This window comes from Methylocaldum sp. (assembly GCF_039794385.1).
In the GTDB taxonomy this organism is placed as follows: Bacteria; Pseudomonadota; Gammaproteobacteria; order Methylococcales; family Methylococcaceae; genus Methylocaldum.
In genome coordinates, this window is sequence record NZ_JBDIVO010000034.1 from 1 (window position 1) to 24,298 (window position 24,298).

Annotated in this window: 22 protein-coding genes, 1 tRNA gene and 1 pseudogene; 16 read left to right on the forward strand and 8 right to left on the reverse strand. The window is 55.1% G+C overall.

Annotated elements, in window-relative coordinates; genetic code table 11:
* The 9 genes from ftsH to ABJK70_RS05330 all read left to right on the forward strand — a co-directional run.
* The coding region (ftsH, locus tag ABJK70_RS05290; RefSeq protein WP_347257514.1) for an ATP-dependent zinc metalloprotease FtsH at positions 1–1,767 on the forward strand (1,767 nt) is incomplete at its 5' end.
* Positions 1,768–2,068: 301 nt separating this feature from the next.
* Positions 2,069–3,409 carry a phosphoglucosamine mutase gene (glmM, locus tag ABJK70_RS05295; RefSeq protein WP_077730577.1) on the forward strand — a complete coding sequence of 447 codons (1,341 nt, stop codon included), beginning with the start codon at positions 2,069–2,071 and terminating at the stop codon, positions 3,407–3,409.
* A 71-nt stretch (positions 3,410–3,480) separates the two neighbouring features.
* Complete coding sequence (gene gloA / locus ABJK70_RS05300) at positions 3,481–3,864, forward strand: lactoylglutathione lyase (RefSeq protein ID WP_077730578.1); 384 nt, start codon at positions 3,481–3,483, stop codon at positions 3,862–3,864.
* A gap of 127 nt (positions 3,865–3,991) precedes the next feature.
* A complete protein-coding gene (hfq, locus tag ABJK70_RS05305) occupies positions 3,992–4,237 on the forward strand; it encodes an RNA chaperone Hfq (protein ID WP_077730579.1) in 246 nt (81 codons plus the stop codon).
* 62 nt (positions 4,238–4,299) lie between these two features.
* A complete protein-coding gene (gene hflX, locus ABJK70_RS05310) occupies positions 4,300–5,574 on the forward strand; it encodes a ribosome rescue GTPase HflX (protein ID WP_133718158.1) in 1,275 nt (424 codons plus the stop codon).
* Positions 5,575–5,781: 207 nt separating this feature from the next.
* On the forward strand, positions 5,782–6,957 hold the full coding sequence (gene hflK, locus ABJK70_RS05315; protein ID WP_077730581.1) for an FtsH protease activity modulator HflK: 1,176 nt from the start codon (positions 5,782–5,784) through the stop codon (positions 6,955–6,957).
* Positions 6,957–7,817 carry a protease modulator HflC gene (gene hflC / locus ABJK70_RS05320; protein ID WP_086134122.1) on the forward strand — a complete coding sequence of 287 codons (861 nt, stop codon included), beginning with the start codon at positions 6,957–6,959 and terminating at the stop codon, positions 7,815–7,817. The genes hflK and hflC overlap by 1 nt, the downstream gene beginning before the upstream one ends.
* A 185-nt stretch (positions 7,818–8,002) precedes the next feature.
* Entirely contained in the window at positions 8,003–9,196 is a 1,194-nt protein-coding gene (locus ABJK70_RS05325; protein WP_347257515.1) for an ATP phosphoribosyltransferase regulatory subunit, read from the forward strand.
* Positions 9,197–9,241: 45 nt separating this feature from the next.
* On the forward strand, positions 9,242–10,534 hold the full coding sequence (locus tag ABJK70_RS05330) for an adenylosuccinate synthase (RefSeq protein ID WP_077730583.1): 1,293 nt from the start codon (positions 9,242–9,244) through the stop codon (positions 10,532–10,534).
* Between the two features lie 14 nt (positions 10,535–10,548).
* On the opposite strand, the gene ABJK70_RS05335 is transcribed toward ABJK70_RS05330, so the two are convergent.
* Positions 10,549–10,633: transfer RNA gene (locus tag ABJK70_RS05335), tRNA-Leu, on the reverse strand.
* Between the two features lie 165 nt (positions 10,634–10,798).
* On the opposite strand from ABJK70_RS05335, the gene rnr reads away from it, so the two are divergent.
* Both rnr and rlmB read left to right on the forward strand, forming a co-directional pair.
* On the forward strand, positions 10,799–13,039 hold the full coding sequence (rnr, locus tag ABJK70_RS05340; RefSeq protein WP_086134125.1) for a ribonuclease R: 2,241 nt from the start codon (positions 10,799–10,801) through the stop codon (positions 13,037–13,039).
* Positions 13,036–13,791 (forward strand): 23S rRNA (guanosine(2251)-2'-O)-methyltransferase RlmB, encoded by a 756-nt coding sequence (gene rlmB / locus ABJK70_RS05345; RefSeq protein ID WP_156879781.1) that lies wholly within the window; start codon positions 13,036–13,038, stop codon positions 13,789–13,791. The genes rnr and rlmB overlap by 4 nt, the downstream gene beginning before the upstream one ends.
* On the opposite strand, the gene ABJK70_RS05350 is transcribed toward rlmB, so the two are convergent.
* Positions 13,788–13,988, reverse strand: coding sequence for a hypothetical protein (locus tag ABJK70_RS05350; RefSeq protein WP_156879782.1), 201 nt, complete (start codon positions 13,986–13,988; stop codon positions 13,788–13,790). The genes rlmB and ABJK70_RS05350 overlap by 4 nt on opposite strands.
* 323 nt (positions 13,989–14,311) lie before the next feature.
* Here ABJK70_RS05350 and mtnA point away from each other — a divergent pair, with 323 nt between their 5' ends.
* From mtnA to ABJK70_RS05365, 3 genes are all read left to right on the forward strand, one after another.
* Positions 14,312–15,346: an S-methyl-5-thioribose-1-phosphate isomerase gene (gene mtnA / locus ABJK70_RS05355; protein WP_347257516.1), complete on the forward strand. Its 1,035-nt coding sequence runs from the start codon at positions 14,312–14,314 to the stop codon at positions 15,344–15,346.
* A 232-nt stretch (positions 15,347–15,578) separates the two neighbouring features.
* Positions 15,579–16,853, forward strand: a complete 1,275-nt coding sequence (serS, locus tag ABJK70_RS05360; protein ID WP_086134127.1) for a serine--tRNA ligase — start codon at positions 15,579–15,581, stop codon at positions 16,851–16,853.
* Between the two features lie 242 nt (positions 16,854–17,095).
* Positions 17,096–17,500 carry a septal ring lytic transglycosylase RlpA family protein gene (locus tag ABJK70_RS05365; RefSeq protein WP_077730588.1) on the forward strand — a complete coding sequence of 135 codons (405 nt, stop codon included), beginning with the start codon at positions 17,096–17,098 and terminating at the stop codon, positions 17,498–17,500.
* Between the two features lie 70 nt (positions 17,501–17,570).
* Here ABJK70_RS05365 and ABJK70_RS05370 read toward each other — a convergent pair whose 3' ends face one another.
* Positions 17,571–17,894, reverse strand: a complete 324-nt coding sequence (locus tag ABJK70_RS05370) for a DUF2845 domain-containing protein (protein ID WP_077730589.1) — start codon at positions 17,892–17,894, stop codon at positions 17,571–17,573.
* A gap of 103 nt (positions 17,895–17,997) precedes the next feature.
* Between ABJK70_RS05370 and erpA the strand changes: the two genes are divergently transcribed.
* Positions 17,998–18,333, forward strand: a complete 336-nt coding sequence (gene erpA / locus ABJK70_RS05375) for an iron-sulfur cluster insertion protein ErpA (RefSeq protein WP_077730590.1) — start codon at positions 17,998–18,000, stop codon at positions 18,331–18,333.
* Positions 18,334–18,460: 127 nt separating this feature from the next.
* Here erpA and ABJK70_RS05380 read toward each other — a convergent pair whose 3' ends face one another.
* The 5 genes from ABJK70_RS05380 to coxB all read right to left on the reverse strand — a co-directional run bounded on the left by ABJK70_RS05380 (position 18,461) and on the right by coxB (position 23,720).
* Positions 18,461–18,817 carry a hypothetical protein gene (locus tag ABJK70_RS05380; RefSeq protein WP_077730591.1) on the reverse strand — a complete coding sequence of 119 codons (357 nt, stop codon included), beginning with the start codon at positions 18,815–18,817 and terminating at the stop codon, positions 18,461–18,463.
* 6 nt (positions 18,818–18,823) lie between these two features.
* The gene (locus tag ABJK70_RS05385) at positions 18,824–21,346 is read right to left on the reverse strand and encodes a cbb3-type cytochrome c oxidase subunit I (RefSeq protein WP_347257517.1); all 2,523 of its coding nucleotides are present in this window, start codon (positions 21,344–21,346) and stop codon (positions 18,824–18,826) included.
* Between the two features lie 10 nt (positions 21,347–21,356).
* Positions 21,357–22,454 carry a sodium:calcium antiporter gene (locus ABJK70_RS05390; protein ID WP_347257518.1) on the reverse strand — a complete coding sequence of 366 codons (1,098 nt, stop codon included), beginning with the start codon at positions 22,452–22,454 and terminating at the stop codon, positions 21,357–21,359.
* 150 nt (positions 22,455–22,604) lie between these two features.
* Entirely contained in the window at positions 22,605–22,904 is a 300-nt protein-coding gene (locus tag ABJK70_RS05395; RefSeq protein ID WP_347257519.1) for a putative quinol monooxygenase, read from the reverse strand.
* 87 nt (positions 22,905–22,991) lie between these two features.
* Positions 22,992–23,720: a cytochrome c oxidase subunit II gene (gene coxB, locus ABJK70_RS05400; protein WP_347257520.1), complete on the reverse strand. Its 729-nt coding sequence runs from the start codon at positions 23,718–23,720 to the stop codon at positions 22,992–22,994.
* Positions 23,721–23,912: 192 nt separating this feature from the next.
* Between coxB and ABJK70_RS05405 the strand changes: the two are divergent.
* Positions 23,913–24,298: pseudogene (locus tag ABJK70_RS05405) on the forward strand (hypothetical protein); the annotation flags it as partial.

Below are 24,298 nucleotides of genomic sequence, written 5' to 3' on the forward strand. Positions count from 1 at the left end.
ATCGACGGGCAAATGATCCGGGGCATGCTCGGGACCGGCGAGAAGTTCACTACTTACAGTCCTGGCGACGACCACTTGGTTGACGACCTGCTGAAGAACCATGTCGAGATCAAGGCTCAGCCGCCAGAATCTCAATCATTATTGATGCAGATCTTTATTTCGTGGTTCCCGATGTTGCTGCTGATTGCTGTGTGGATTTTCTTCATGCGGCAAATGCAAGGCGGTACCGGAGGAAGGGGGGCCATGTCCTTCGGTAAGAGCCGAGCTCGGCTGATCGAAGAAGATCAAGTCAAGGTGACGTTTGCCGACGTAGCGGGCGTTGAAGAGGCCAAGGAAGACGTTCAGGAGATGGTCGATTTCCTCAAGGATCCGAGCAAGTTTCAGAAGCTGGGCGGCAAGATTCCGCGCGGGGCTCTGATGGTCGGTCCGCCAGGGACCGGTAAGACTTTGCTGGCCCGAGCGATCGCCGGAGAGGCTAAGGTTCCGTTCTTTTCCATCTCGGGCTCGGATTTTGTCGAGATGTTTGTGGGCGTGGGTGCGTCCCGCGTGCGCGATATGTTCGAGACGGCGAAGAAAAATGCGCCGTGCATCATCTTCATTGACGAGATCGATGCGGTAGGCCGCCATCGTGGTGCCGGTTTAGGCGGTGGCCACGACGAGCGCGAGCAGACGCTCAATCAGTTGCTCGTCGAAATGGACGGTTTCGAAGGAAACGAAGGTATTATCGTCATCGCGGCAACCAACCGCCCCGATGTTCTGGATCCGGCGCTCTTGCGTCCTGGGCGCTTTGACCGTCAGATCGTCGTTGGACTACCTGACGTTCGTGGTCGCGAGCAAATCTTGAAGGTGCACATGAAGCGAGTGCCGATTGCCGACAACGTGGAAGTCGAATATCTGGCACGCGGCACCCCTGGATTTTCCGGCGCTGATTTGGCCAACTTGGTCAACGAGGCGGCTTTGTTCGCCGCCCGCAAGAATAAGCGCAGTGTCGACATGGAGGACTTCGAGAAAGCCAAGGATAAGATTCTTATGGGCGTAGAGCGCAAATCCATGGTAATGACCGACGAGGAGAAGCAGCTCACCGCTTATCACGAGGCAGGTCATGCGATTGTGGGACGGCTGGTTCCGGAACACGATCCGGTGTACAAGGTCAGCATCATGCCGCGCGGCCGGGCGCTGGGAATTACTATGTTTTTGCCGGAGCGTGACCAGTACAGTGCGAGCAAGCAGAAACTGGAAAGCCAGATTTCGAGTTTGTTCGGAGGACGTATAGCGGAAGAGCTCATTTTCGGCAAAGAAAAAGTGACGACCGGCGCTCAGAACGATATCGAGCGGGCTACCAATCTCGCGCGCAGCATGGTTACCCGATGGGGGCTCTCGGAACGTTTAGGGCCGTTGGCGTATAGCGAAGAAGAAGGCGAAGTATTCTTGGGACGCTCCGTCACCAAGCATAAAATGGTCTCCGAGGAGACGGCGCATCTGATCGATGAGGAAATTCGCTCGGTAATCGATCGCAACTATGAGCGTTCGGAGCGCTTGTTGCGAGAAAACATGGAAAAATTACATCTGATGGCTGAAGCCTTGATCAAGTACGAGACAATCGATCGTTTCCAAATCGACGACATTATGGAAGGCAAGGTTCCGCGTCCGCCGCAAAGCTGGGGCGAGGCGCCTCCGAGCGGTGGTGCTGCGGCGGGTTTGGGTGCTAAAGAGACTCCCAAGGCAAAAGGAGCTGGAGGCATCGGTAAAGCAGCGGAACAGCACTGATTCTGTTTGGTAGGCTTATTGAGACCCCCGGCACCGTGCTAGGTGCGGGGGGTTTTGTTTTTGTATGGATCGCCTACACTAGCTGACGAGCTTTTACGTTCAGTTGTCGGATAGAACTTGTCCGTTGGAATGGAGGGCAGTCGCTATGAAACTAAGGACATAGACGGCGCGGATAATTGCGTAATTTCCATGCTTCTTGAAAGCGGAAGGTATTAGTGTGTCCAAAAGGTGTCGACGGATCGGCTACTGCATAGAGCGTAAAATCAAAAATAATTGAATCTTTAGATTTGAAGGACGGCGAATGAAAAAATCGTACTTTGGTACAGACGGAATTCGCGGCAAAGTAGGGGAATATCCTATTACACCGGACTTTATGCTGAAGTTGGGTTGGGCGGCAGGCCGCGTGTTTTCGCTGGATCGCTACCCTTCCAATGTTCTGATCGGAAAGGACACCAGAATTTCCGGCTACATGTTCGAATCTGCTCTCGAGGCGGGGCTTGCGGCGGCGGGGATTAATACTCAGTTGCTCGGTCCCATGCCAACCCCGGCAATCGCTTATCTTACGCGGACGTTTCGAGCCCAGGCCGGGATAGTCATCAGCGCCTCGCACAATCCGCATTACGATAATGGGATTAAGTTTTTTGGGCCCGATGGCATGAAGCTTCCGGACGAGGTCGAGCTCCAGATTGAGGAGCAATTGGACAAACCCATGACGACGGTGGAGTCTTCAAGGATAGGCAAAGCGTCTCGCATCAGTGATGCGGTCGGGCGTTATATCGAATTTTGCAAAAGCACTATTCCGTCCCGCATCGAATTTACTGGATTCAAAATTGTTGTCGATTGCGCCCATGGCTCGACATATCACATCGCGCCCCATGTATTCGAGGAAGTTGGTGCGACGGTTGTCGCTATTGGCATTCAGCCCAATGGCTTGAATATAAACGACGGCGTCGGAGCTACCAAACCCGAGCGACTTAGCCGTGCGGTATTGGAAGAGCAGGCGGATTTTGGGATCGCCTTGGATGGCGACGGCGATCGGCTGATCATGGTCGATCATAAAGGGGAGATCGTCGATGGCGATGAACTCGTTTACATCATCGCTAAGTCCCGTATGGAGTGCGGTGGGTTAAGAGGGCCGATAGTCGGTACTCTGATGAGTAACTTAGGGTTAGAGCATGCGCTGGATGCGTTGGGGTTAGAGTTTAAGCGCGCTGCGGTAGGAGATCGTTACGTGATGGAAATGATGCTTCAGCATGACAGCGTGCTCGGTGGTGAAAGTTCAGGTCATATCATATGCCGGGACCGGATTACGACCGGCGATGGTATTGTTTCTGCTTTGCAGGTTATGGCAGCGATGCACGAGGCGGGCAAATCGCTTAACGAATTGAAGAGCGACATGGTCAAATACCCTCAGTGTTTGGTGAACGTGAAGGTGCGGGACAAAGTCAATTTGGATGAAATCGAGCCGGTTCAGAAGTTGAAAAATGAAATTCAGCGTGAACTTGGCAGCAAGGGGCGTATTTTGCTCAGACCGTCGGGAACCGAACCGCTAATTAGGATTATGGTTGAAGGGCAAGACGCTCATGTTGTTCGTGCTACGGCCGACCGTCTCGCAAATGCCGTCTCTTCGGCGCTGACCTAGAGATGTGTTCGTGGCGGTTATTAGATGCGCGATGATTTCATTAGCAAAAATTGAGTCGAGGTAGTCAGTCGATGCGTATCTTGCACGCGATGATTCGGGTTGGAGACTTAGAACGGTCGATTCGCTTTTACACTGAAATTCTCGGAATGAAACTATTGAGAAAGGAGGATTTTCCTGATGGAAAATTCACTCTGGCATTCGTAGGGTTCGGTGACGAACGCCACGATTCGGTGATTGAATTGACTTACAACTGGGGTGTTCATGGCTATAACTTGGGCGATGCCTTTGGGCATATCGCGATCGAAGTCGAGGACATCTACGACGCTGTCGAGCGTATAAGACGCGCTGGCGGCGAAATTTTACGCGAAGCCGGCCCCATGAAGTACGGCACCACGGTCATTGCCTTCGTGGCGGATCCGGATGGTTACAAAATTGAATTAATCGGAAAAGAATAAAGGGCTGTTGCGCTTATTTTTCATATATTAATGGCGGCTACAGTCAGGTATTGTGCCTGGCGAAAAAATGAGAGATTTGTTTTAATACTGGCTGAGCGTCGGTCTTATAACAATAAGGAGAAAGAGGATGTCAAAAGGGCAAAATTTACAAGATCCGTTCCTAAATGCGCTTAGAAAAGAACATGTTCCGGTTTCGATCTATCTCGTAAACGGGATCAAGTTACAAGGTAAAGTGGATTCTTTCGATCAGTACGTGATCATACTCAAGAACACTGTAAGCCAAATGGTTTACAAGCATGCCATTTCCACGATTGTCCCTGCGCGTCAGGTCCGTCTACCCCATGCGGCGGAAGGATTGGAAGACGAGGGTTAATCGACAGTTCGGTTCAAGCCGTAAGATGGTGATGTCGAAGTTGGTCTGGGAGAAGAGTTTACTTGTTTGAGAGGCCGAAGTCCGGCGAGCGTGCCGTGCTTGTTCATTTGGCCGCTCAGGACGAGACCGAAGCTCTTGTAGAACTTCAGGAACTCGCCTCATCAGCCGGGGCGGAGCCTGTAGCTACGGTGACAGGCAGGAGACACACGCCCGATCCTCGTTATTACATCGGAAAAGGGAAACTTGACGAGTTGGCCCGGATTGTCCGGGAGAACGAAGCAGAGCTGGTTCTTTTCAACCATCCTTTAACGCCCAGCCAAGAGCGTAATTTAGAGAGAGAGCTTTCGGTCAGGGTTGTCGATCGCACCGGATTGATTCTCGATATCTTCGCTCAGCGGGCCCAATCCTTCGAAGGCAAACTCCAGGTTGAATTAGCACAGTTGCGGCACCTATCTACTCGTTTGGTGCGTGGCTGGACTCACTTGGAACGTCAAAAAGGGGGTATCGGCCTCCGTGGTCCTGGGGAGACACAGCTTGAGACGGACAAGCGTTTAATTGCTGATCGAATACGGCTGATTCAAAAACGGCTGGAGAAAGTCGAGCGGCAACGCAATCAGGGACGCTCCGCTAGACGGCGGGCGGAGTTGCCGGTTGTCAGTTTGGTGGGATATACAAATGCCGGCAAATCGACTCTCTTCAACGCGTTGACGGGGGCTGGCGTTTATGCGGCAAATCAGTTATTTGCTACGCTCGATCCCACCTTGCGACGCTTGCAGTTAACGCCGAGTTTGACGGTAATTCTAGCTGACACGGTCGGATTTATCCGGCATTTGCCACATGAGCTGGTTGCAGCATTCCGTTCGACTTTGAAGGAAGCGGTGGACGCAGATTTATTGCTTCACGTTATTGATGCGAGTGATGAGCGGTCTGACGAAACCATATCGGAAGTCAATCGGGTTCTGAGCGAAATCGGAGCTGATCGAGTAAGACAGATTCAGGTCTTTAACAAGATCGATCGGGTTGCGGATATTGAGCCGCACGCTGAGAGAAACGCGAGCGGAGATGTCGCAAAAGTATGGTTGTCCGCCAAGACAGGTGCTGGTCTGCCTTTGCTTCACGACGTTTTAGAGGTTCTTTTTCGTCGCGAAGTGATTCACCGCAGAATTCACTTGGGTCCGGAAAACGCCGGATTGAGGGCACGGTTATATAACGCAGCGCAGATCTTGAGAGAAGAATCGGACGGAACCGGAGGGTGGGATTTGGAAGTCGAGCTTCTCAAGCGGGATGTGAAGTTATTGCATGAGCTCGACGAGCTGCAGGATTCAATTAGTGCTTAATCATCTCGATCTGGTAACAATAATGCCGGGGCATAGCATGCTTCTACCGTGAAGCACTGGGCCAGTGGAGAGCGTTCCGGCTTCCTCTCAAATGCTCGTTTTTGTATATCCAACCATTTTCCTAGATAATTCTAATATTCATGCCGCAGTAGCGGCTTTGTTATAGCTCTAGAAGAGCATCAAGTTCTGTACTATAGGAGTCATCCAATGTCCTGGAACGAACCGGGCGGTAATAAAAAAGATCCGTGGAGCGGGCGTGATCAGCAGGAGACGCCTCCGGACTTGGAAGAAGTCATGCGCGGATTACACGAAAGGATAGGGAGGTTTTTCGGTGGCGGTGAAAATGCGCCCATGAGGACGATCGGTTTATTTCTCCTGATTGCCTTGGCTGTATGGGGGCTAACCGGTATTTATCTCGTAGACGAAGGGAGTCGCGGCGTCGTTACGCGTTTCGGCAAATACGCTGATACCACCATGCCTGGGCTGCATTGGCACATGCCTGCGCCAATAGAGCACGTTCAGGTAGTCAATATGGAGCAGCAACGTTTTCTGGAAGTAGGGTATCGCTCCGGCGGGCGTCAGCAATCTTTGGGATCCGTGCCCAGGGAAGCCCTTATGCTCACGCAGGACGAAAATATTATCGATATCCGATTAGCGGTTCAGTATCAGATCAAGGATGCGAAAGATTATCTTTTTAATGTTGCTGATCCGGACGAAACCTTGAAGCAGGTTATTGAAAGCGCCGAACGTGCGGTTATCGGGAAGAGTACGATGGATTTCGTGTTGACGGAGGGACGGGGCAAGGTTGCCGACGAGATCAAGAACGAAATTCAACAAACGCTGGATCAATATCAAACCGGAATCAGAGTGAGCAATGTGAGCTTGGTGGATGCTCAGGCTCCGGAAGAAGTCCAGGCAGCATTCATGGACGCGATCAAGGCAAGGGAAGATGAGCAGCGCCTGAAAAATGAAGCGGAAGCTTATGCGAATGAAGTCGTGCCAAGAGCAAGGGGTGCCGCGGCACGTGTCTTGGAAGAATCGGAAGCGTATAAACAGCGCGTAATTGCCAGAGCAGAAGGTGACACGAGTAGGTTCAAACAGTTGCTGGCGGAGTACGACAAGGCTCCGGAGGTTACGCGAGAGCGCCTCTATCTCGATACGATGGAGGAAGTGCTTGGACGCACGGGTACGTTATTGATCGATGTCAAGAACAGCAATAATTTGTTGTATCTGCCTATAGATAAACTTCAAAAAGCTGCGTCGCCCCTGATGCCGCCCAGAGATGCCGACAATGCCACGATTACTACTCCGGAAGTATCGGACAGCGGGGCCCCTAGAACTATCCGATCAACCACTCGAGGTCGTGAAGGAAGGGGACAATAATGATTAGTAAAAATACCCTAATTCTTGCGTTTGTTTTTATTTTGCTGGTAATTACTGCTACCTCCATATTTACTGTATCGGAGACGGAAAGAGCCTTATTGCTGGAGTTTAAGAAAATCGTTCGAACAGACTTCGAGCCGGGGTTGCATTTCAAGCTTCCATATCAAGAGGTGAAGAAATACGATGACCGAATCCTCACATTGGAGTCCAAGCCCGAGCGGTTTCTCACCTCTGAAAAGAAAAACGTAATCGTTACTTGGTTCGTGAAATGGCGGATCGAAGACGCGACGAAATTCTATAAGGCAGTCGGTGGGGATAAGGCAGCGGCAAATATTCGTCTCGATCAGATAACGAAAGACGCATTGCGGAACGAATTCAGCAAGCGAACTATCCGCGAGGTGGTTTCCTTAGAGCGTGGCCAGATCCGCGATCTACTGATTAAGACGGTGAACCCTGTAGTCGATGATTTGGGAGTCGAGGTTATCGATATTCGTGTGAAAGGAATCGATTTGCCGGATGAGGTAAGTTCATCGGTCTACCGACGGATGGAAGCCGAACGCGCCCGGGTTGCGAGAGATTTCCGTTCGCGTGGTGCGGAGGCAGCCGAACGTATTCGTGCGGAAGCAGACCGTCAGCGGGAGGTGATACTTGCTGATGCCTATAGAGACTCGGAGATCAGGCGTGGTGAGGGCGATGCCACGGCATCGGAGATTTATGCTCAGGCATATAGCAGAAATCCAGAGTTCTTCGAGTTTTATCGAAGCTTGTATGCTTACAGGCAAGTGTTCAAGGACGAGAACGATATGATCGTGTTGGAGCCTGATTCGAAATTCTTCCAGTACTTCAAAAAGCCAAAGTAACCGGACTGTTGCTCCCGCATATTTTCTATTGCCCCTTTGTCCAGTCGACAGGGACAAAGGGGCGGACCGTTTGCCGTTGGCAAAGGATTCTCACACACTGCTAGGGTCAATATGAGCCTCGCGGTAACATAACTGTCGCCTAATCCATCCAGATTTTTTTCCGTTTGCTGAGCTCACCGAATTCGATGCTAACCGAAGATAATTGGCTGTTGCCAGAAGGTATTGATGAGGTCTTTCCGGAAGAAGCCGAGCGTTTGGAGCAGCTACGTCGAAAGATCATCGATCTGTTCGCCAGCTGGGGCTATCGGCTGGTGATGCCGCCGCTGATTGAATTCATTGAATCGCTTTTGACTGGTTCGGGCAACGATCTTGATTTGCAGACATTCAAGATCATCGATCAGATCAGTGGTCGATTAATGGGGATACGTGCTGATATGACGCCTCAGGTTGCGCGTATCGATGCGCGCAACCTTGGCACCGATACGCCGACACGGCTCTGTTACATGGGAACGGTGCTGCACACGCAGTCGGATCATCTCGAAAAGTCCCGGAGCCCATTGCAGGTTGGGGCCGAATTGTACGGACATGCGGGTAATGCCAGCGACATGGAGGTTATCTGCTTGATGTTGGAGATGCTTGCCATTGCAGGTATTGAAAACGTACATCTGGATCTGGGACATGTAGGCATCTATCGGGAGTTGGCACGTCAGGCCGGTTTGAATGCGCAGCAGGAGGCGGAGCTGTTTGAAATTCTTCAGCGGAAAGACTATCCGGAATTGGTAACTTTATTACATTCGCTGACGGTTAGCGATTCTTCCACCGAGATGTTGGAAGCGCTGATCGATCTAAATGGACATGAGGGTGTCATAGAGAAAGCTAGAAAGCGATTGGCAACCGCCAATGAGTCGGTACATCGCGCTTTGATGGATTTGGAATCCATTTCGAAGAGTTTGACAAGCTTGTTCCCGGCCTTACGAATCAATTTCGACCTTGCGGAATTGCGTGGTTATCACTACAAGACGGGTGTCGTATTTGCCGCTTTTGTGCCGGGTTACGGCAGAGAAATTGCACGTGGCGGCCGTTACGATGAGATCGGAAAAATTTTCGGGCGCGCTCGTCCGGCGACGGGTTTTAGCGCCGATTTGAAGGTTCTGGCGCGATTGGCCAACGGAAAAGACGATGATGCGCCTAGTTTGCGCATTTTTGCGCCCGCCGTAGACGATCCCGATTTGCACGAAATAGTGCGTAATTTGCGCGGCGCCGGGCAAACGGTCATTCAGGCGTTGTATGGACAAACTGGCGAGGCTCGCGAGATGGCATGTTCACACTACCTTCAAAAGCGGGGGCTAACTTGGGAAGTCTTTCCCGTTAGCGATTGAGCCCAAAATTACCTCGAAAAATGAAACGCTAATCTGGAATCAAGAATGGGTAAAAACGTCATAGTCATCGGCACCCAGTGGGGCGATGAAGGTAAAGGTAAACTTGTCGATTTGCTGACGGAGCGTGCAGATGCAGTCGTCCGTTTCCAGGGTGGTCACAACGCAGGGCATACCTTGGTAATCGACGGCCAAAAGACGGTATTGCATTTGATACCTTCCGGCGTTTTGCGGGAATCGGTGAAATGCTTGATAGGCAATGGCGTGGTGTTATCGCCCCGCGCTTTGTTGGAAGAGATTGCGCTGCTGGAGAAAGCCGGTATTCCGGTTCGGGATAGGCTTACGATCAGCGAAGCCTGTGCCTTGATATTACCCATTCACGTCGCGTTAGATGTAGCGCGTGAAAAATCTCGTGGCGATAAGGCTATCGGTACGACAGGGAGAGGTATCGGTCCCGCTTATGAAGATAAAGTGTCGCGGCGAGGGTTACGCGCCGGCGATCTTATGTATCCCGCCGTGTTTGCCGAAAGGTTACGCGAACTCCTGGATTATCATAATTTCGTACTCAGCGGGTATTACCGGCAGTCTCCGCTCGATTATCAGCAAGTGCTGGACGAAACGATGGCATTGGGTGAGCAGATTAAACCCATGCTGGGAGATGTGGCGGGTATGCTGCATGCTTATCGTGATGAGGATAGAAATGTCCTCTTCGAAGGCGCTCAAGGCGCGATGCTGGATATCGATCATGGCACTTATCCTTATGTGACCTCGTCTAATACTACGGCGGGCGGCGCAGCATCCGGTAGCGGAATGGGCCTGCTGGATTTCGATTATGTATTGGGTATCACCAAAGCCTATTCGACACGCGTTGGAAACGGACCTTTTCCGACGGAACTGTCGAATGAGATTGGCAAGCATTTATCCGCGAAAGGCGCGGAATTCGGTGCTACTACTGGACGAGCGCGTCGCTGTGGCTGGTTCGATGCCATCTTGATGAAGCGTTCGGCGAAACTCAACAGTCTGAGCGGGTTGTGCCTGACGAAATTGGATGTTCTGGATGGGCTGGAAAAGATCGGAATTTGTACGGCTTATCGATATAAAGGAGAGGAGATTCGTACGGTACCAATCGGCGCCGATAGTTATGCTCAGTGCGAGCCCGTTATCGAGGAGCTTTCAGGGTGGCAAGAATCTACTGCCGGCATTACCTCGTATGAGAACCTTCCGGCAAATGCGAGAGCCTATATTGACCGGATTTCAGAATTGGTCGGTGTGCCAGTGGATATTCTCTCGACCGGTCCTGATCGCAGCGAGACGATAATTCTGAAGAATCCCTTCGATTGAGGGACAACTAAGGATGGTGCCGAGGAGAGGACTTGAACCTCCACGGGTCTCCCCACATGAACCTGAATCATGCGTGTCTACCAATTTCACCACCTCGGCAAGAGGCGAGTCGAGCGACTCAATTGAGTCGCGAATTTTGTTACTTATCGGTTAAATTGTCAATACCGAAAGTTTTGAAGGGAATCATCGATCTTCGAAGAGGTTGTCGGACCGAGGGCTGTCCGAATAGCAAAACTAAACATATAGAAAATAGGAAAATTATCGATGACCAAGTCCGCCCCTACGATCGCTAGAGGGTTTAAGCTCGAGGATCCCTTCGCCGAGCGGGAGGCAGGAAAGTATGAGCGTCCCATTCCCAGCCGGGAGTTGATCCTCGAGGTGATGAAAGAGCAAGGGATTCCTTTAAGAGTCGAGGACGTTGCCGGCGTATTGGGCGTACAAGAGGATGAGGACGTTGAATCGCTCCGTCGCCGCCTCAATGCCATGGAGCGGGATGGGCAGATACTGAGAAACCGCCGCAATTATTACTGCATCGTAAACCACAAAGATCTCATCGTTGGGCGGGTCATCGGCCATCCCGATGGGTTCGGCTTTCTTCGGCCCGACGAGGGCGGCGATGATCTTTTTCTCTCGCCCAAGGAAATGCGTTCGCTCATGCACGATGATCGCATCGTGGTGTGCATACGCGGCGTCGACCGCCGCGGGCGGCGAGAGGCCGGGGTTGTGGAGGTGTTGGAGCGGAATACGCACAATATCGTGGGTCGGTTGTACCTGGAGCAGGGAATCTCATTCGTCGTCCCAGACAATAAGCACATCGCTCACGACGTTCTTATTCCTGAGGAGCATAGAAATGGAGCGCTCCCAGGTCAGATCGTGGTCGCCGAGATCATCGAGCAACCTACCCGCCAGCGTGACCCCATCGGTCGAATCAGGGAGGTTCTGGGGGATCACATGGCCCCCGGTATGGAGATCGAGGTGGCGATTCGCAGCTTCGATCTGCCGGCCGAGTGGCCGGAAGCCGTGTTGAACGACGTTGCGGGGCTAAGTACGGAAGTCGCGGAAGATGATAAAGCCGGTCGCGTTGATTTGCGGCGGCTGCCGCTCGTAACCATAGACGGGGAGGACGCCCGCGATTTCGACGATGCCGTGTACTGCGAAAGAACGCCGAAAGGATGGAAACTTTTCGTCGCTATCGCCGATGTTTCCCATTATGTCCGGCCGGGAACGGCTCTCGACGACGAAGCAAAAATCCGTGGCAACTCGGTGTATTTTCCCGATCGAGTCATTCCCATGCTGCCGGAGGTGCTCTCAAACGGTTTGTGCTCGCTCAACCCCGAGCAAGACAGGCTGTGCATGGTCTGCGAAATTTACATAAACACCGATGGCGCCATCGTCCGTTCACGTTTCTACTCGGGGCTGATGTACTCCCATGCGAGGCTCACTTACACGGAAGTCGCCCGCATGATTGTCGACGGCGATAAGATACTGAGGAAGAAGTATCGCGCTCTCGTGCCTCACCTGGAGGAGTTGCATTCGCTCTACAAAGTGCTGCGGCGGGCAAGGGAGGCACGGGGGGCGATGGATTTCGACACCCAGGAATCCTACATCGTATTCGGAGAGGGCAAGAAAATCGCGCAAATCGTGCCGCGCGAGCGCAACGACGCCCATCGCCTGATCGAGGAATGCATGATTACCGCGAATATTGCCGCGGCGCGATATCTGACCCGTCAAAAACTCCCCCATGTGGTTCGAATTCATGAGGGTCCCACCGCCGAACGATTGGCCGATCTGCGTGCCTTTCTCGGAAAAGTCGGTCTGAACCTCGGTGGCGGCGATAATCCTGGACCTAAGGATTATTTCGAAGTGTTGGACAATATCACCGGCAGGGCCGACGAGCACCTGATCCAAACTGTACTGTTACGCTCGCTGGCTCAGGCCGTTTATAGCCCGGAGAAAAAAGGCCATTTCGGGTTGGGCCTGGATGCCTATACCCATTTTACGTCGCCCATCCGGCGCTATCCGGACCTGCTGGTACACCGGGCTATTCGCCACTCGCTCGAAAAGAAAAAGATAGAAGAATTCTACTATTCCCATAACGACATGGTACTGATGGGCGAGCATTGCTCGTACACCGAGCGGCGCGCCGACGAGGCGACTCGCGACGTCGTCGCCTGGCTTAAATGCGAGTACATGCTCGATAAGCTGGGAGAGGAGTTCGAAGGCGTCATTTCCGCCGTTACGCCATTCGGTTTTTTTGTGGAGCTAAAAGACATCTTCGTGGAAGGATTGGTCCACGTTTCGACTTTGGACAAAGACTACTTTCACTACGATCCGATCGGTTATCGGTTGGAAGGGCAGCGGAGCGGTGTGACTTATAGGCTTGGCGACAGCGTTCGTGTGATTGTGGCTCGCGTGGATCTGGATGAACGCAAGATCGACCTCGAATTGGTGAAACGCTCCGAGTCTTCGTCGCGCCGGACACGGAAGAAAAGACGCCGGTCATGAAGAATCGGCGTCGCATCGCGGGTCTTCATGCGGCGGAAGCTGCTCTCGAAAACGCCCCGGACAAAATCATCAGCGTTTGGATAGACCATCGGCGGGAAGATGGTCGCATTGCCGCCATCGAACGGAAATTGGCTTCCCTTGGAATTCCGGTTCAGCCGGCCGGACGAAATCAACTTGACTCGTTAGCCGAAAGCCGAAGCCATCAAGGCATCGTTCTCGAGCTGAAGCTGGCCGCCGAACTCGGAGAGTCGGAGCTTCAGGATGCGCTGGCGAATCTTTCGCGGCAGCCTTTTTTTCTCGTTCTGGATCATGTGCAGGATCCGCACAACCTCGGAGCCTGTTTGCGTACCGCGGACGCCGCTGGAGTACAGGGGGTCATTATCACGAAAGATCAGTCTGTGGGGTTGACGCCGACCGTGGCCAAGGTCGCCTCCGGCGCTGCTGAAACGGTGCCGATTTACCGCGTAACCAATTTGAATCGAGTCCTGGGCTGGTTAAAGGAGGCGGGGCTGTGGATCGTAGGGGCTGCGGGCGAGGCCGAGCGATCGCTATACGAGATCGACCTGGCCATTCCATTGGTCTTGGCGATCGGAGCCGAAGGAAAGGGTCTACGTCGCTTGACGCGCGAGTCCTGTGACTTTTTAGTCAAAATTCCAATGTTCGGCCAAATCGAAAGCCTCAACCTATCGGTTGCGACAGGCGTACTGCTTTTTGAAGCCGTACGGCAGCGAGCACAGGCAAAGAGGACTTAACGATTCGAGTCCTTCTGACCAACCTCGATCGTCAGGCTGGGCGTCGAGGGCTTGAATCCTTGTCCGGTCATTTCGACGTTGGCATAAATCAGCGGAGCCAACACCAATACCGCCAAGCCCAGAAGTTTTGCGCCTCTTTTCGCCGCATGCCGCGGTTCCAAGTGCATCCAACACCAGAGGTAGATTTCGAGTACCATAGTCGGACCTTTACGGGTGTTAGTCTTGACAAATTCAGGCTAATGTGACTATGACCATCTTGCAACCGAGAATAGCCGCTCGACGATGCGGCAAAAACGCGCACCTTAATTGCCTTAAAACGCGTTGCAAATGGTATGCCTCTTTAGGACTTATCACCAAGTCTCGGTGCGCACGCGCGAATTCTTTGTTTGTCGGCTGGACCATCTTAAAATGCATGGACGTTTAGCCGCACCGGCCCGGCCCGACAACACCCGCGAGTCGGGGGTTCTTTGACAATCGCCTGATTTCAATAATCCAAATGCCTTCATCTTCTGCACCCATAATGTCTAACGATACGGTCCGTGCCCTGCAGTGGAGCGAGCGCGGGCTCCGCGTGCTGGATCAGCGCAGGCTGCCGAGCGTGGTCGAATACGAGACATTCGACAGCGCTCAGGGCGTGGCTGAGGCTATCTTTTCGATGCGCGTGCGCGGAGCCCCCGCCATCGGTATCGCCGCCGCCTATGGTGTCGTGTTGGCGGCGCGTCAACGGTATCGCGAAAATCCGGATAACTGGAGAGAGGCGATCGAAGCGGATTTGGCCAAGTTGGCCAGTTCGCGTCCCACTGCCGTGAATCTGTTCTGGGCCCTTGACCGTATGCGATCGGAAATCGGGGCTGTCGAAGGTGACCCGGAGCCGCATCTGTTGCAAGCCGCGCGCGCCATTCATGATCAGGACATCGCTGCCAATCGAACGATGGGCGACTTGGGAGCCTCCCTGCTTGTCGGAGCCAGCGGCGTTTTGACCCACTGCAATACGGGTTCACTTGCGACCGGTGGGTACGGTACGGCGCTCGGAGTGGTTCGAAGTGCCTACCGACAGGGCGTTACGAATATCTTCGCGACCGAAACCCGTCCGTGGCTACAGGGGGCTAGGCTGACTGTCTGGGAGCTGGAGCAGGACGGCATACCCGCGACTTTGATTGCCGATTCCGCTGCCGCCTATTTGATGAAATCGGGTGCGATCCAGTGGATCGCAGTCGGAGCCGACCGCATCGCCGCAAACGGAGATACCGCCAACAAGATCGGCACCTATGCCTTGGCCGTTGCCGCTCGCCACCATGGCGTGAAATTCATGGTGGTTGCGCCGACGTCCACCATCGACTGGCGGACAGAGTCCGGCGAGAGCATTAGGATCGAGGAAAGGGCCCAGAGCGAACTGCTGAACGAATATTTCGCGCGGCCGAGCAGTGTTATAAAAGCGTGGAATCCAGTGTTCGACGTGACTCCGGCCGAATTGATCGATTGCATCGTCACCGAGCGGGGTATTGTGCGGAATCCGAATCGTCAGGCCATGAAAGTGCTGGCGGATGCCGGATGAGTTCGTATTTTCGGCTGTCCGTGCGCTGACAAGACGCGAAGCTAGCGGGTTCGATCGAAGCTACTTGTCCGTCTCTTCTCGTGAAATAGCTTATCTGAAGACTCAAGCAGTTTGATACCCGCCTTCGCTATGCACCACGGCGCCGATGAATCCGTTCGAATCTCCGGCGGGTTCGCCCGCGCCGTAGATAGTTTTTGATCCAGATTCACCCAAATCTCACCAAGGATAACCGATGTTAGATCCACGTCTTTTCCGCACTCAATTGGATGAGGTCGAAGCGCAATTGGCGCGGCGCTCGTTCAAGCTGGACACCGAAGTATTTCGCGAGTTGGAAAACCAGCGCAAGGAAATACAGGGCCGCACTCAGGCGTTGCAGAACGAACGCAATACGCGCTCCAAGCTGGTCGGCCAGGCCAAGGCAAGAGGAGAGGATATCCAGCCTATACTTGCGGAGATGCAGCATTTGGGGGATGACCTCAAACGGATGGAAGGGGAATTGGAAGGCATTCAAGCGAAGTTGGAAGACTTGCTGCTCGGCATACCGAACATTTTGGATGCCGACGTTCCCGATGGCCGGAGCGATGCGGACAACGTGGAGATCCATCGCTGGGGCGAGCCGTCGCAGTTCGGATTCGAACCTGGCGACCACGTCGATTTGGGAACGCGGCTTGGAGGTCTCGATTTCGAGGCGGCCGTCAAAATTACGGGTTCACGGTTCGTCACCCTGAAAGGTCCTCTGGCTCGTTTGCAGCGGGCCTTGACCCAATTCATGCTCGATATTCATACGCAAGAGCACGGTTACACCGAGACCTACGTGCCGTTCATGGTGAACGCGGAAAGCTTGCGCGGCACGGGGCAGCTTCCGAAATTCGAAGAAGATCTGTTCAAGCTCGTTCGCGAACCGGCGTTCTATCTGATTCCGACCGCCGAGGTGCCGGTTACCAATTTGGTCCGCGACGAAATCTTGGCCGCGGAAACGCTTCCTTTGAAATTCGTTGCCCATACGCCGTGTTTCCGCAGCGAAGCCGGCTCCTACGGCAAGGATGTACGCGGCATGATACGCCAGCATCAATTCGAAAAAGTCGAGCTGGTGCAGATTGTAAGGCCCGACGATTCGGCGCGTGCCCATGAGGAGCTAACCTCCCATGCGGAGGAGATTCTCAAGCGCTTGAAGCTGCCGTTTCGAAGAATGGTTTTGTGCGCCGGCGATACGGGCTTTTCATCGGCCAAAACCTATGATCTCGAGGTTTGGCTGCCGGGACAGAATGCCTACCGTGAAATCTCGTCGTGCAGCAATTTCCGGGATTTCCAGGCGCGACGCTTGAGAGCGCGCTGGAGGAATGCCGAAACGGGTAAACCCGAGCTGGTTCATACCCTGAACGGTTCGGGACTCGCTGTCGGCCGCACCCTTATTGCCGTGATGGAGAACTATCAGGATGAAAAAGGACGGATCAGAGTTCCGGAGGTCTTGCTTCCGTACATGGGTGGGGTTGAAGCAATCGGCTGAGCGAAAAACTGAGAAGCTCTCAAAACAGTCATATTTGAATTCGAATGCCCGCGCCGTTGAAACAGGAGCGCGGGCTATTCATTTTCAGGTTGGTTGCGCGACGGGATCTGCGCCAAGGCGTGAGCCGCATCGCAGAACGGCGCATGACGATATAACCATTTCGATAAAAACTTGGCCTTTTTAGAAGCATCGTTTATTATGAAACGGCATCGTTCCTAAAATAACCAATATGGAGGTGAAGGATGCAGAAGCTTCGACTGATTGCTAACTCCCTTCTGTCGATCTATCTGGCGTCTTCCTGTACTGTTGGTCATGCCAGAACGGCAAGTCCAAAAAGCCTTGCAAGCTCTCAAAAAGGCATTGCATCGTACTACAGCGATCGTTTCCACGGCCGGCGGACGGCCAGCGGCGAGCGTTACAACCGGAACGGCCTCACCGCAATGCATCGGTCGCTACCATTCGGTACCCGGCTCCGGGTGACCAATCTCGGCAATAACCGCAGCATAGAGGTGCGCGTGAACGACCGCGGCGATCCCGCGAACAAGCGTCTGCTCGATCTCTCGCGGCGCGCGGCCAAAGAGCTCGGATTCATAAGAGCGGGACTTGCTCAAGTGAAGCTTGAGGTGATCCAACCGGGAGATGGTTAATTGGCGCCTCGTCCGTGATAAGGGCCATTTTTTATTTTTCGCCGTAGGAAAACGGCTCTGAGCGTACCGGTTACCGACCGTAGCCCAAGGATTCTATATCCACCAGACGGCCATTCTCGAATCGAAGCAGCTGCACGAACCGATTCGGACCGAAGTCGTAGGTCCATTCGTCGATCATGACCGGCACGTATTGCCCCAACTCCAAGCCCGAACCGTACAATTTCACATACCTGAGCTCGATGCGGGAGTCCGTGAATACGGGCTCGCCGCACTTGCGAAGCACCTCGAGCTTGTAATCTCCAGTGTCTACCAGTAGAGAGCCGCAGCGTAGGGCCCAGGCGGACGGTGCGGATAAGCTCAGATACAGACCGAGAAAAAGAATCCTTTTTTTCATAAATGACCATCAAGTTATGGATAGCGGTTATTCTTGACCGAAACTCTCGGAAAAAATCATATAATGGCGTTTGATCGATAAGCGTACCGAGGTTACGAGTTGTATGAGCGAAGAGCCTATTAAATTTACTGACAGCGCTGCGGCCAAGGTGAGCCAACTGATAGCCGATGAAGGAAACGATAACCTGAAGCTGCGGGTTTACATTACCGGCGGCGGCTGCTCAGGTTTTCAATATGGCTTTACTTTTGATGACGCGGTCAATGAAGACGACACGCAAATTGTGAAGAACGGTGTCATTGTCTTGATCGATTCCATGAGCATCCAATATCTGACCGGTGCCGAGATCGACTATACCGAGGACTTATCCGGATCTCAATTCGTTATTCGGAATCCCAATGCGGCCACAACGTGCGGTTGCGGTTCGTCCTTCTCGGTTTAAGCGTTCTCGTTCCAAAAACTTTCGCAAAGTGCCGGTAGGGGACCAATTCCACGCGTATTGGGTCGTCCGCTTCGTGGCTGCCAAGCACGCCGATGGATTGCAGACGAACGGGTGCTGGAAATCAGGGCTAACATATCGGCACCAGCATTACCGGAAACGTTACCCATACGATCGCCAGCAGTGCCAGCCCCCCGAAGGAGACGGTCATCCAGTCGATGAAAGCGGGTGTCGCGGACTGCGGGCGGTGCCGGTGAAGATTCCGCCAGGCGGGGACAAGTATGATCAGAATCCCCGCGATCGCCATCACCGTAGCAATGGTGACCATCCATGCAACGATGCCCACCCCGAGCCAGCTTAAATTCTGAACCCCCCGTGCACACACCAGGGCAGTGGCGATGTAGACAACCCCGAAATGGGCACCCCAGATCAAGACGCCCGAGAGCATCCGAAGCGTGTTTGTGACGAAGTGGAGTGCGGCAGCCATGGCGGTTCACCCCAGGAAGCGCGGAGACAGATGGACCACGGCTAATGCAATCAGGCCCTGAACGACCGTGTAATGCCAGAACAGCATGGTGTTGTCGAAAGTGGCCCGGCGTTCGCGGTTTATGAGTCCGCACACCGAGCGGGCGAAGGTATAGAGGCCCATGATGACCACCACGGTAACGAAAAATCCCTGAATCGAGATGACGGTATAAACGATCGCGGCATAGCCGGAATCGGTCGGCCGCAGGCCTATCTGCCATTGGCCCCACAGCTCGGCCACCAACGCACCGACGAGCAGGGGGACGGCTAAAAGCATGGCCAGGCGCACCGTCCAGAACCTGTTCGATTTCAATGCGCGGCTGGCGTAGGCGATGGCCGCACTGCTGAATGCCGAAAGGCCTGCCGCCGCGAGCGGATAAGCCACTTCCGGCAGCGATTCTCCGCCCTTGGGCCAGAACCCCGGCGCTACGGTCCACAGGAAATAATACGAAAAGATCAGGCAGGCGAAGAGGGAGGCCGAGACGATCATCAGCACGACCATGGCCCACCGGGAATGCGACATGGGACCGGTCACGTAGACCGGCAGCTTGATGCCGCCGCCGATGTCCACGGGAGGGTGGCTGGGGCCGGGGTCGGTTTCCCATGCCCACCGGATGATCATGGCGATGGCGAACACGCCGAAGAACAGTGCAGGCACCACTACCTTCACCGTCAGGAGCAGAAAGAACGCCGCCGTTCCGAAGGCCGCCAACACCGGGAACCAGCTCCCTGCCGGCATCTGCAAAATGTACAGAGGCCGGGCATCGATGGGACTGGTGACGACGGTCTCGCGCGCGCCGGTAGGCGCGCCCGGCAGGTAATAGCGGCCGGCCTCGACGTCCTCCGCCAGATTCGGCTGATCCCAAAGCGGCTCGCGGCTTTCGACGATGGGAATGCTGCGCATGGCGTAATCGCCGCCGGGCAGCCATTCGAGGGTACCTGCATCCCAGACGTTGCCCGCCTTTTCCGGACGGAAGGGTCGGAAGTTGCGAATGAGATCGACCAGGAACACCAGAACGCCCGCACCGATGAGAAAAGCGCCGAAAGTCGAGATCAGGTTGAGGGTGTCCCAGCCGACTTCCGCCGAATAGGTATAGACCCGCCGCGGCATACCCAGCAGCCCGGTGACGTGCATCGGGAAGAACGCCGTGTTGAACCCGATGAACATCAATCCGCACACCCAGCGGCCCAGTTTTTCCGAGAGAGGCTTCGTGCTCGCATAGGGCGCCCAGTAATAGAACACGCCGAACAGCGGGAACACCATGCCGCCGAACAGCACGTAGTGCAGATGCGCCACCACGAAATAGGTGTCGTGCACCTGCCAGTCGAAGGGCACGATCGCCACCATCACCCCGGTCAGCCCGCCCAGCACGAAAATGAACAAAAAAGCCAGGGTGAACAGCGCCGGCACCGTGAGTTTCAGGCGTCCGGCCGCAATGGTGGCGATCCAGGCGAACACCTGTATGCCGCTCGGAACCGACACCGCCATGCTGGCCGCCGAGAAATAGCTCATGGAGATCTGCGGCAGTCCCACGGCGAACATATGGTGCACCCACAGGGCGAAGCTCAGGAAACCCGTGCCCACCAGGGCCAGCACCACCAATCGGTATCCTACCAAGTGCTTGCGCACCATGGTGGGTATGATCATCGAGACGATTCCCGCGGCCGGTAGGAAGATGATGTAGACCTCCGGGTGACCGAAAAACCAGAAGAGATGCTGCCAGAGCAAGGGGTCGCCGCCTTTCTCGGCCACGAAGAACGGCCACTCGAAGCTGCGCTCCAGCTCCAGAAGCGCGGTGCAGAGGATCACCGCCGGGAAGGCGACCATGATCATCCCGGCGAACACCAGCATGGCCCAGCAATAGATCGGCATCTTATCGAGGCTCATGCCGGGCGCGCGGTTGAGCAGCACCCCCACCACGATCTCGATGGCCGCGGCGATGGCCGTGATTTCGATGAAGCCGATGCCGAGCAGCCAGAAATCGGAGTTGTCGCCGGGCGAGAATTGATAACTGGTCAGCGGCGGATACATGAACCAGCCGCCCTTGGGCGCCAAGTCGAAAAACAGGCTGCAGAAGAACGCCAGCCCACCCGCGAAATAAGCCCAGAAGGCATAGGCCGACAGCCGCGGGAAGGGCAGGTCGCGCGCCGCCTGCATGTTGGGCAGGATGAGAACTCCCAGCGCTTCCACCGCCGGCACGGCGAACAGGAACATCATGATGGTGCCGTGCATCGTGAAGATCTGGTTATAGGTGTCCTGCCCCAGAAGATCGTTTTCCGGCACCGCGAGCTGGGTGCGCATCAGGAGCGCCAGCACGCCGGCCAGCAAGAAGAACAGAAAGGCCGTGCCGACGTAGAAGATGCCGATGTACTCGTTGTTGACGACGGTGATGAAGTTCCAGCCCGATGGTGGCCGCCAAATCTTTTTGAGCAGGGAAAGCTCTTCGTCCGGGCGGGGCACAGGGTTCGGAAATTCCTGATTCCGGTCCATCCATGTCTCCTCAGCGCAATCGATACAGCAGGAATATCCCGCCGAGATAAATCAAGAGCACGGCCAGCGAGTCGTAGCCCATGCGCAGGATCGTCCGATCCCGGCGCTCGACCAAACCGGCGATGTACAGCGTCGTCACGACAATCCCTAAAAGGGCCGCGAAAGATGAAAACCGTCCCACCTGGTTCAGCACCGGGCCGTCCGGATAGACGGCATCGATCAAAAAAATCATGCCGACGTTGAACAGATTGGTGCCGAAGATATCGGAAACCGCCATCAGATAACGCCCTAGGTGCATCGCCGCCAGTACGGTGCTGACTTCCGGCAAGGAGGTCGAAAAGCCGACAAAAACGGCGCCGAAGAAGCTCGAGCCCAGCCCGCTCTGCTCGGCGAGGGTTTCACCGGAACGCGATAGCGCATAGCCCGCCACCAGAATCGCCAAACCGGCAAGCACCGTCTTGCCGAGAATTTTTCCAAACGGACGTTCGGGTTCCTCCTCCGTTTCGTCGCGTTGGGCCGGATGTCCTCTGTGCTGTCCCTCAAGTCCCTGATGGGGACGCTTCGGAGCGCGTCGTTGATGCCAGCCCAGCCCGTCCGGCCGCCAGGGAAAGCGGCCCTGAGATTTGGCGAGCATCCAGATGGCCCCGAAATAAAAAAGGAGAATGCTCCACGCCCAACCGCCGATGCCGAGGAACGCCGTGTCGCCCACGATCACGGCCGCGGACACCAGAGCGAGCAGCAGTACGCCCAGTGCCCCTTGCAAGATCACGACCGGATCGGGAATGACCGAAGTCAGAGCGTCCCGCCCGATGACGGCGTCGGCCAGCGCCAGGATGACGACGTTGATCGCGAGACTGCCGAGGATGTTGTTCACTGCCAGCGGCGCATTGCCGGCGGCGGACGAGGCGACCGTGACCGCGACCTCGGGCAGCGAAGTGATGCCGCCCAAAAGGATCAATCCGGCTGCTGCATGGCCGATGCCGGTATGCTCGGCGATGGCATCGGCATAGTGCGAGACCTTGGTGCCGGCAATCCAGACGATGCCTGCCGAAACCGCGAACATCACGATGTTGAGCCAGAGCGAATAATTCTTGAAATCGAAAGGCATCAGCTCGGGTTCTCCAAATAAGCCGTCGGCCGATGCGCGTGGAAGCGCCGCGGCCGGCATCCGTGAAATCCACTCGAAGATTCAGCTCTTGCGCTGTCCTCCGTAAAGCGGTACCGGCGGTGCTGCCGTCGCATACACCGAGCGGCGCATCTAACCAACCTTGTGCCAGAGAGTAAGCTCCATCGGCTCGGCCAACAGCGTTTCGGCCAGCGTAATCCAATGTCTGATATGTGGCGCGTCGAGATGCCTTCTGAGGTCCTCCTCGCACACCCAGTTCTCATGGAAGAGAAAACGCGAATCGTCATCGGCAGCCTGGTGCATGTCATAATTCATGCAGCCTTTTTCCGAGCGGGTCGGGGCGAGGAGGTTCATGAGCTCCCGCTTGACCTGCGCCTCCATGCCGGGTTTGGCTACGATTCGAACGATAACCGTCACGGGTTTGCTTGCCATGTTTCGCTCCTTTATCGGAGTGCCGGTTGCGATCCATGATTTCAGGGACGCTGCGGACGGAGATGTTCGACAATCCCGGAACCGCGTTCATCTCCGGTTCTCCGAATAAGCCGCCGGCGGACGCGCGGGCTGACGCTGGGCGGTAAGCCAGGCATCGAAATCCTCCGGCGTTTCGACCACCGCCAGGAAGGCCATATTGGCGTGCTGGGCGCCGCAATACTCGGCGCACTGCCCGCGCCACACGCCCGGCCGGTCGGGTCGGATACGCAGCGTGGTGATACGGCCGGGAATCATGTCGACTTTTCCGGCCAGGTTGGGCAGCCAGAAACTATGGATGACATCGGCGGTGCGCAGTCTGAATTCCACGAGCCGACCGGCCGGAAGGTGGATCTCGTTGGCGGTGGCGACATCGACATGGCCCGCCTCGGTCAGGTAATTCACCCGCCACCAAAACTTCTCGCCGACGACCTCGATCCGCAGGGCCGGAGGTTCCGACGGGGTGACGATATCCCCGGCGATTCTCAGCGTATAGACCAAGAGCGCGGACAACAGGACCACGGGAAACGCGAGGCCGCCGATAAGGACTGCTCGGCGATGGCCCAGCAAGCGGCCGGCGCGTTCCGATCCGGACATCGAATAAACGGTCAGCGCCATGACCAAAACGAAAATGACCGCGGCTCCCCAGTACAGCAGCCAGCCGATGGCATCAATTTCGGATGCGGTCGGCGAATGCGGATCGATGGCGGATTGAAGGCCGGCGCCCGCGGATGCCGGCAATGTTGCAAAGAGTAAGGCCGAACCAAGACGGGCGGTCATGGCATGGGGAAATGCGGGCTGTCCGGCTGAACGCATCGACAGCCGGCACTAACCGCAAGGCGGAGAGTCGAAAATGCTATAGCGTCGGAAGACGTTCCATTCCCGATGGTCATCGGTCACTCCCCTGGCCGAATATCGAGCCGTACGGTTAACGCCGTTCTCTCGAATTTTGGAGCGTACTCACAAGAGACCATGGCACCGTCCCGAAAGTTTCTGATCCATGCGCTCATCACTCTCGTCATCCTGGGTGGACTCGGAGTATTGGGCGCCGCCATCGTCGTGCTCACCGGCGTGTACAACGTCGCTGCCATTTATCAGCACACTTGGCCGGTTTACGAGATGCTGGATTTCGCATTGGATCGGTCGGTCTCGGCCCGCCTCGGTGGCATCGCGGCGCCGCCCCTGGACGATCCGCTCGTGGCGGAACGCGGCTTCCGCATTTACCGGGACAAATGCGCGCAATGCCATGGCGCGCCGGGTGTGCCTCCCGACGATGCCGGCAAGGGGATGCTGCCGCTGCCCAACAATCTGGCACAAACGGCGCGCGAAAAATCGGCCGAATACATCTATTGGGTGGT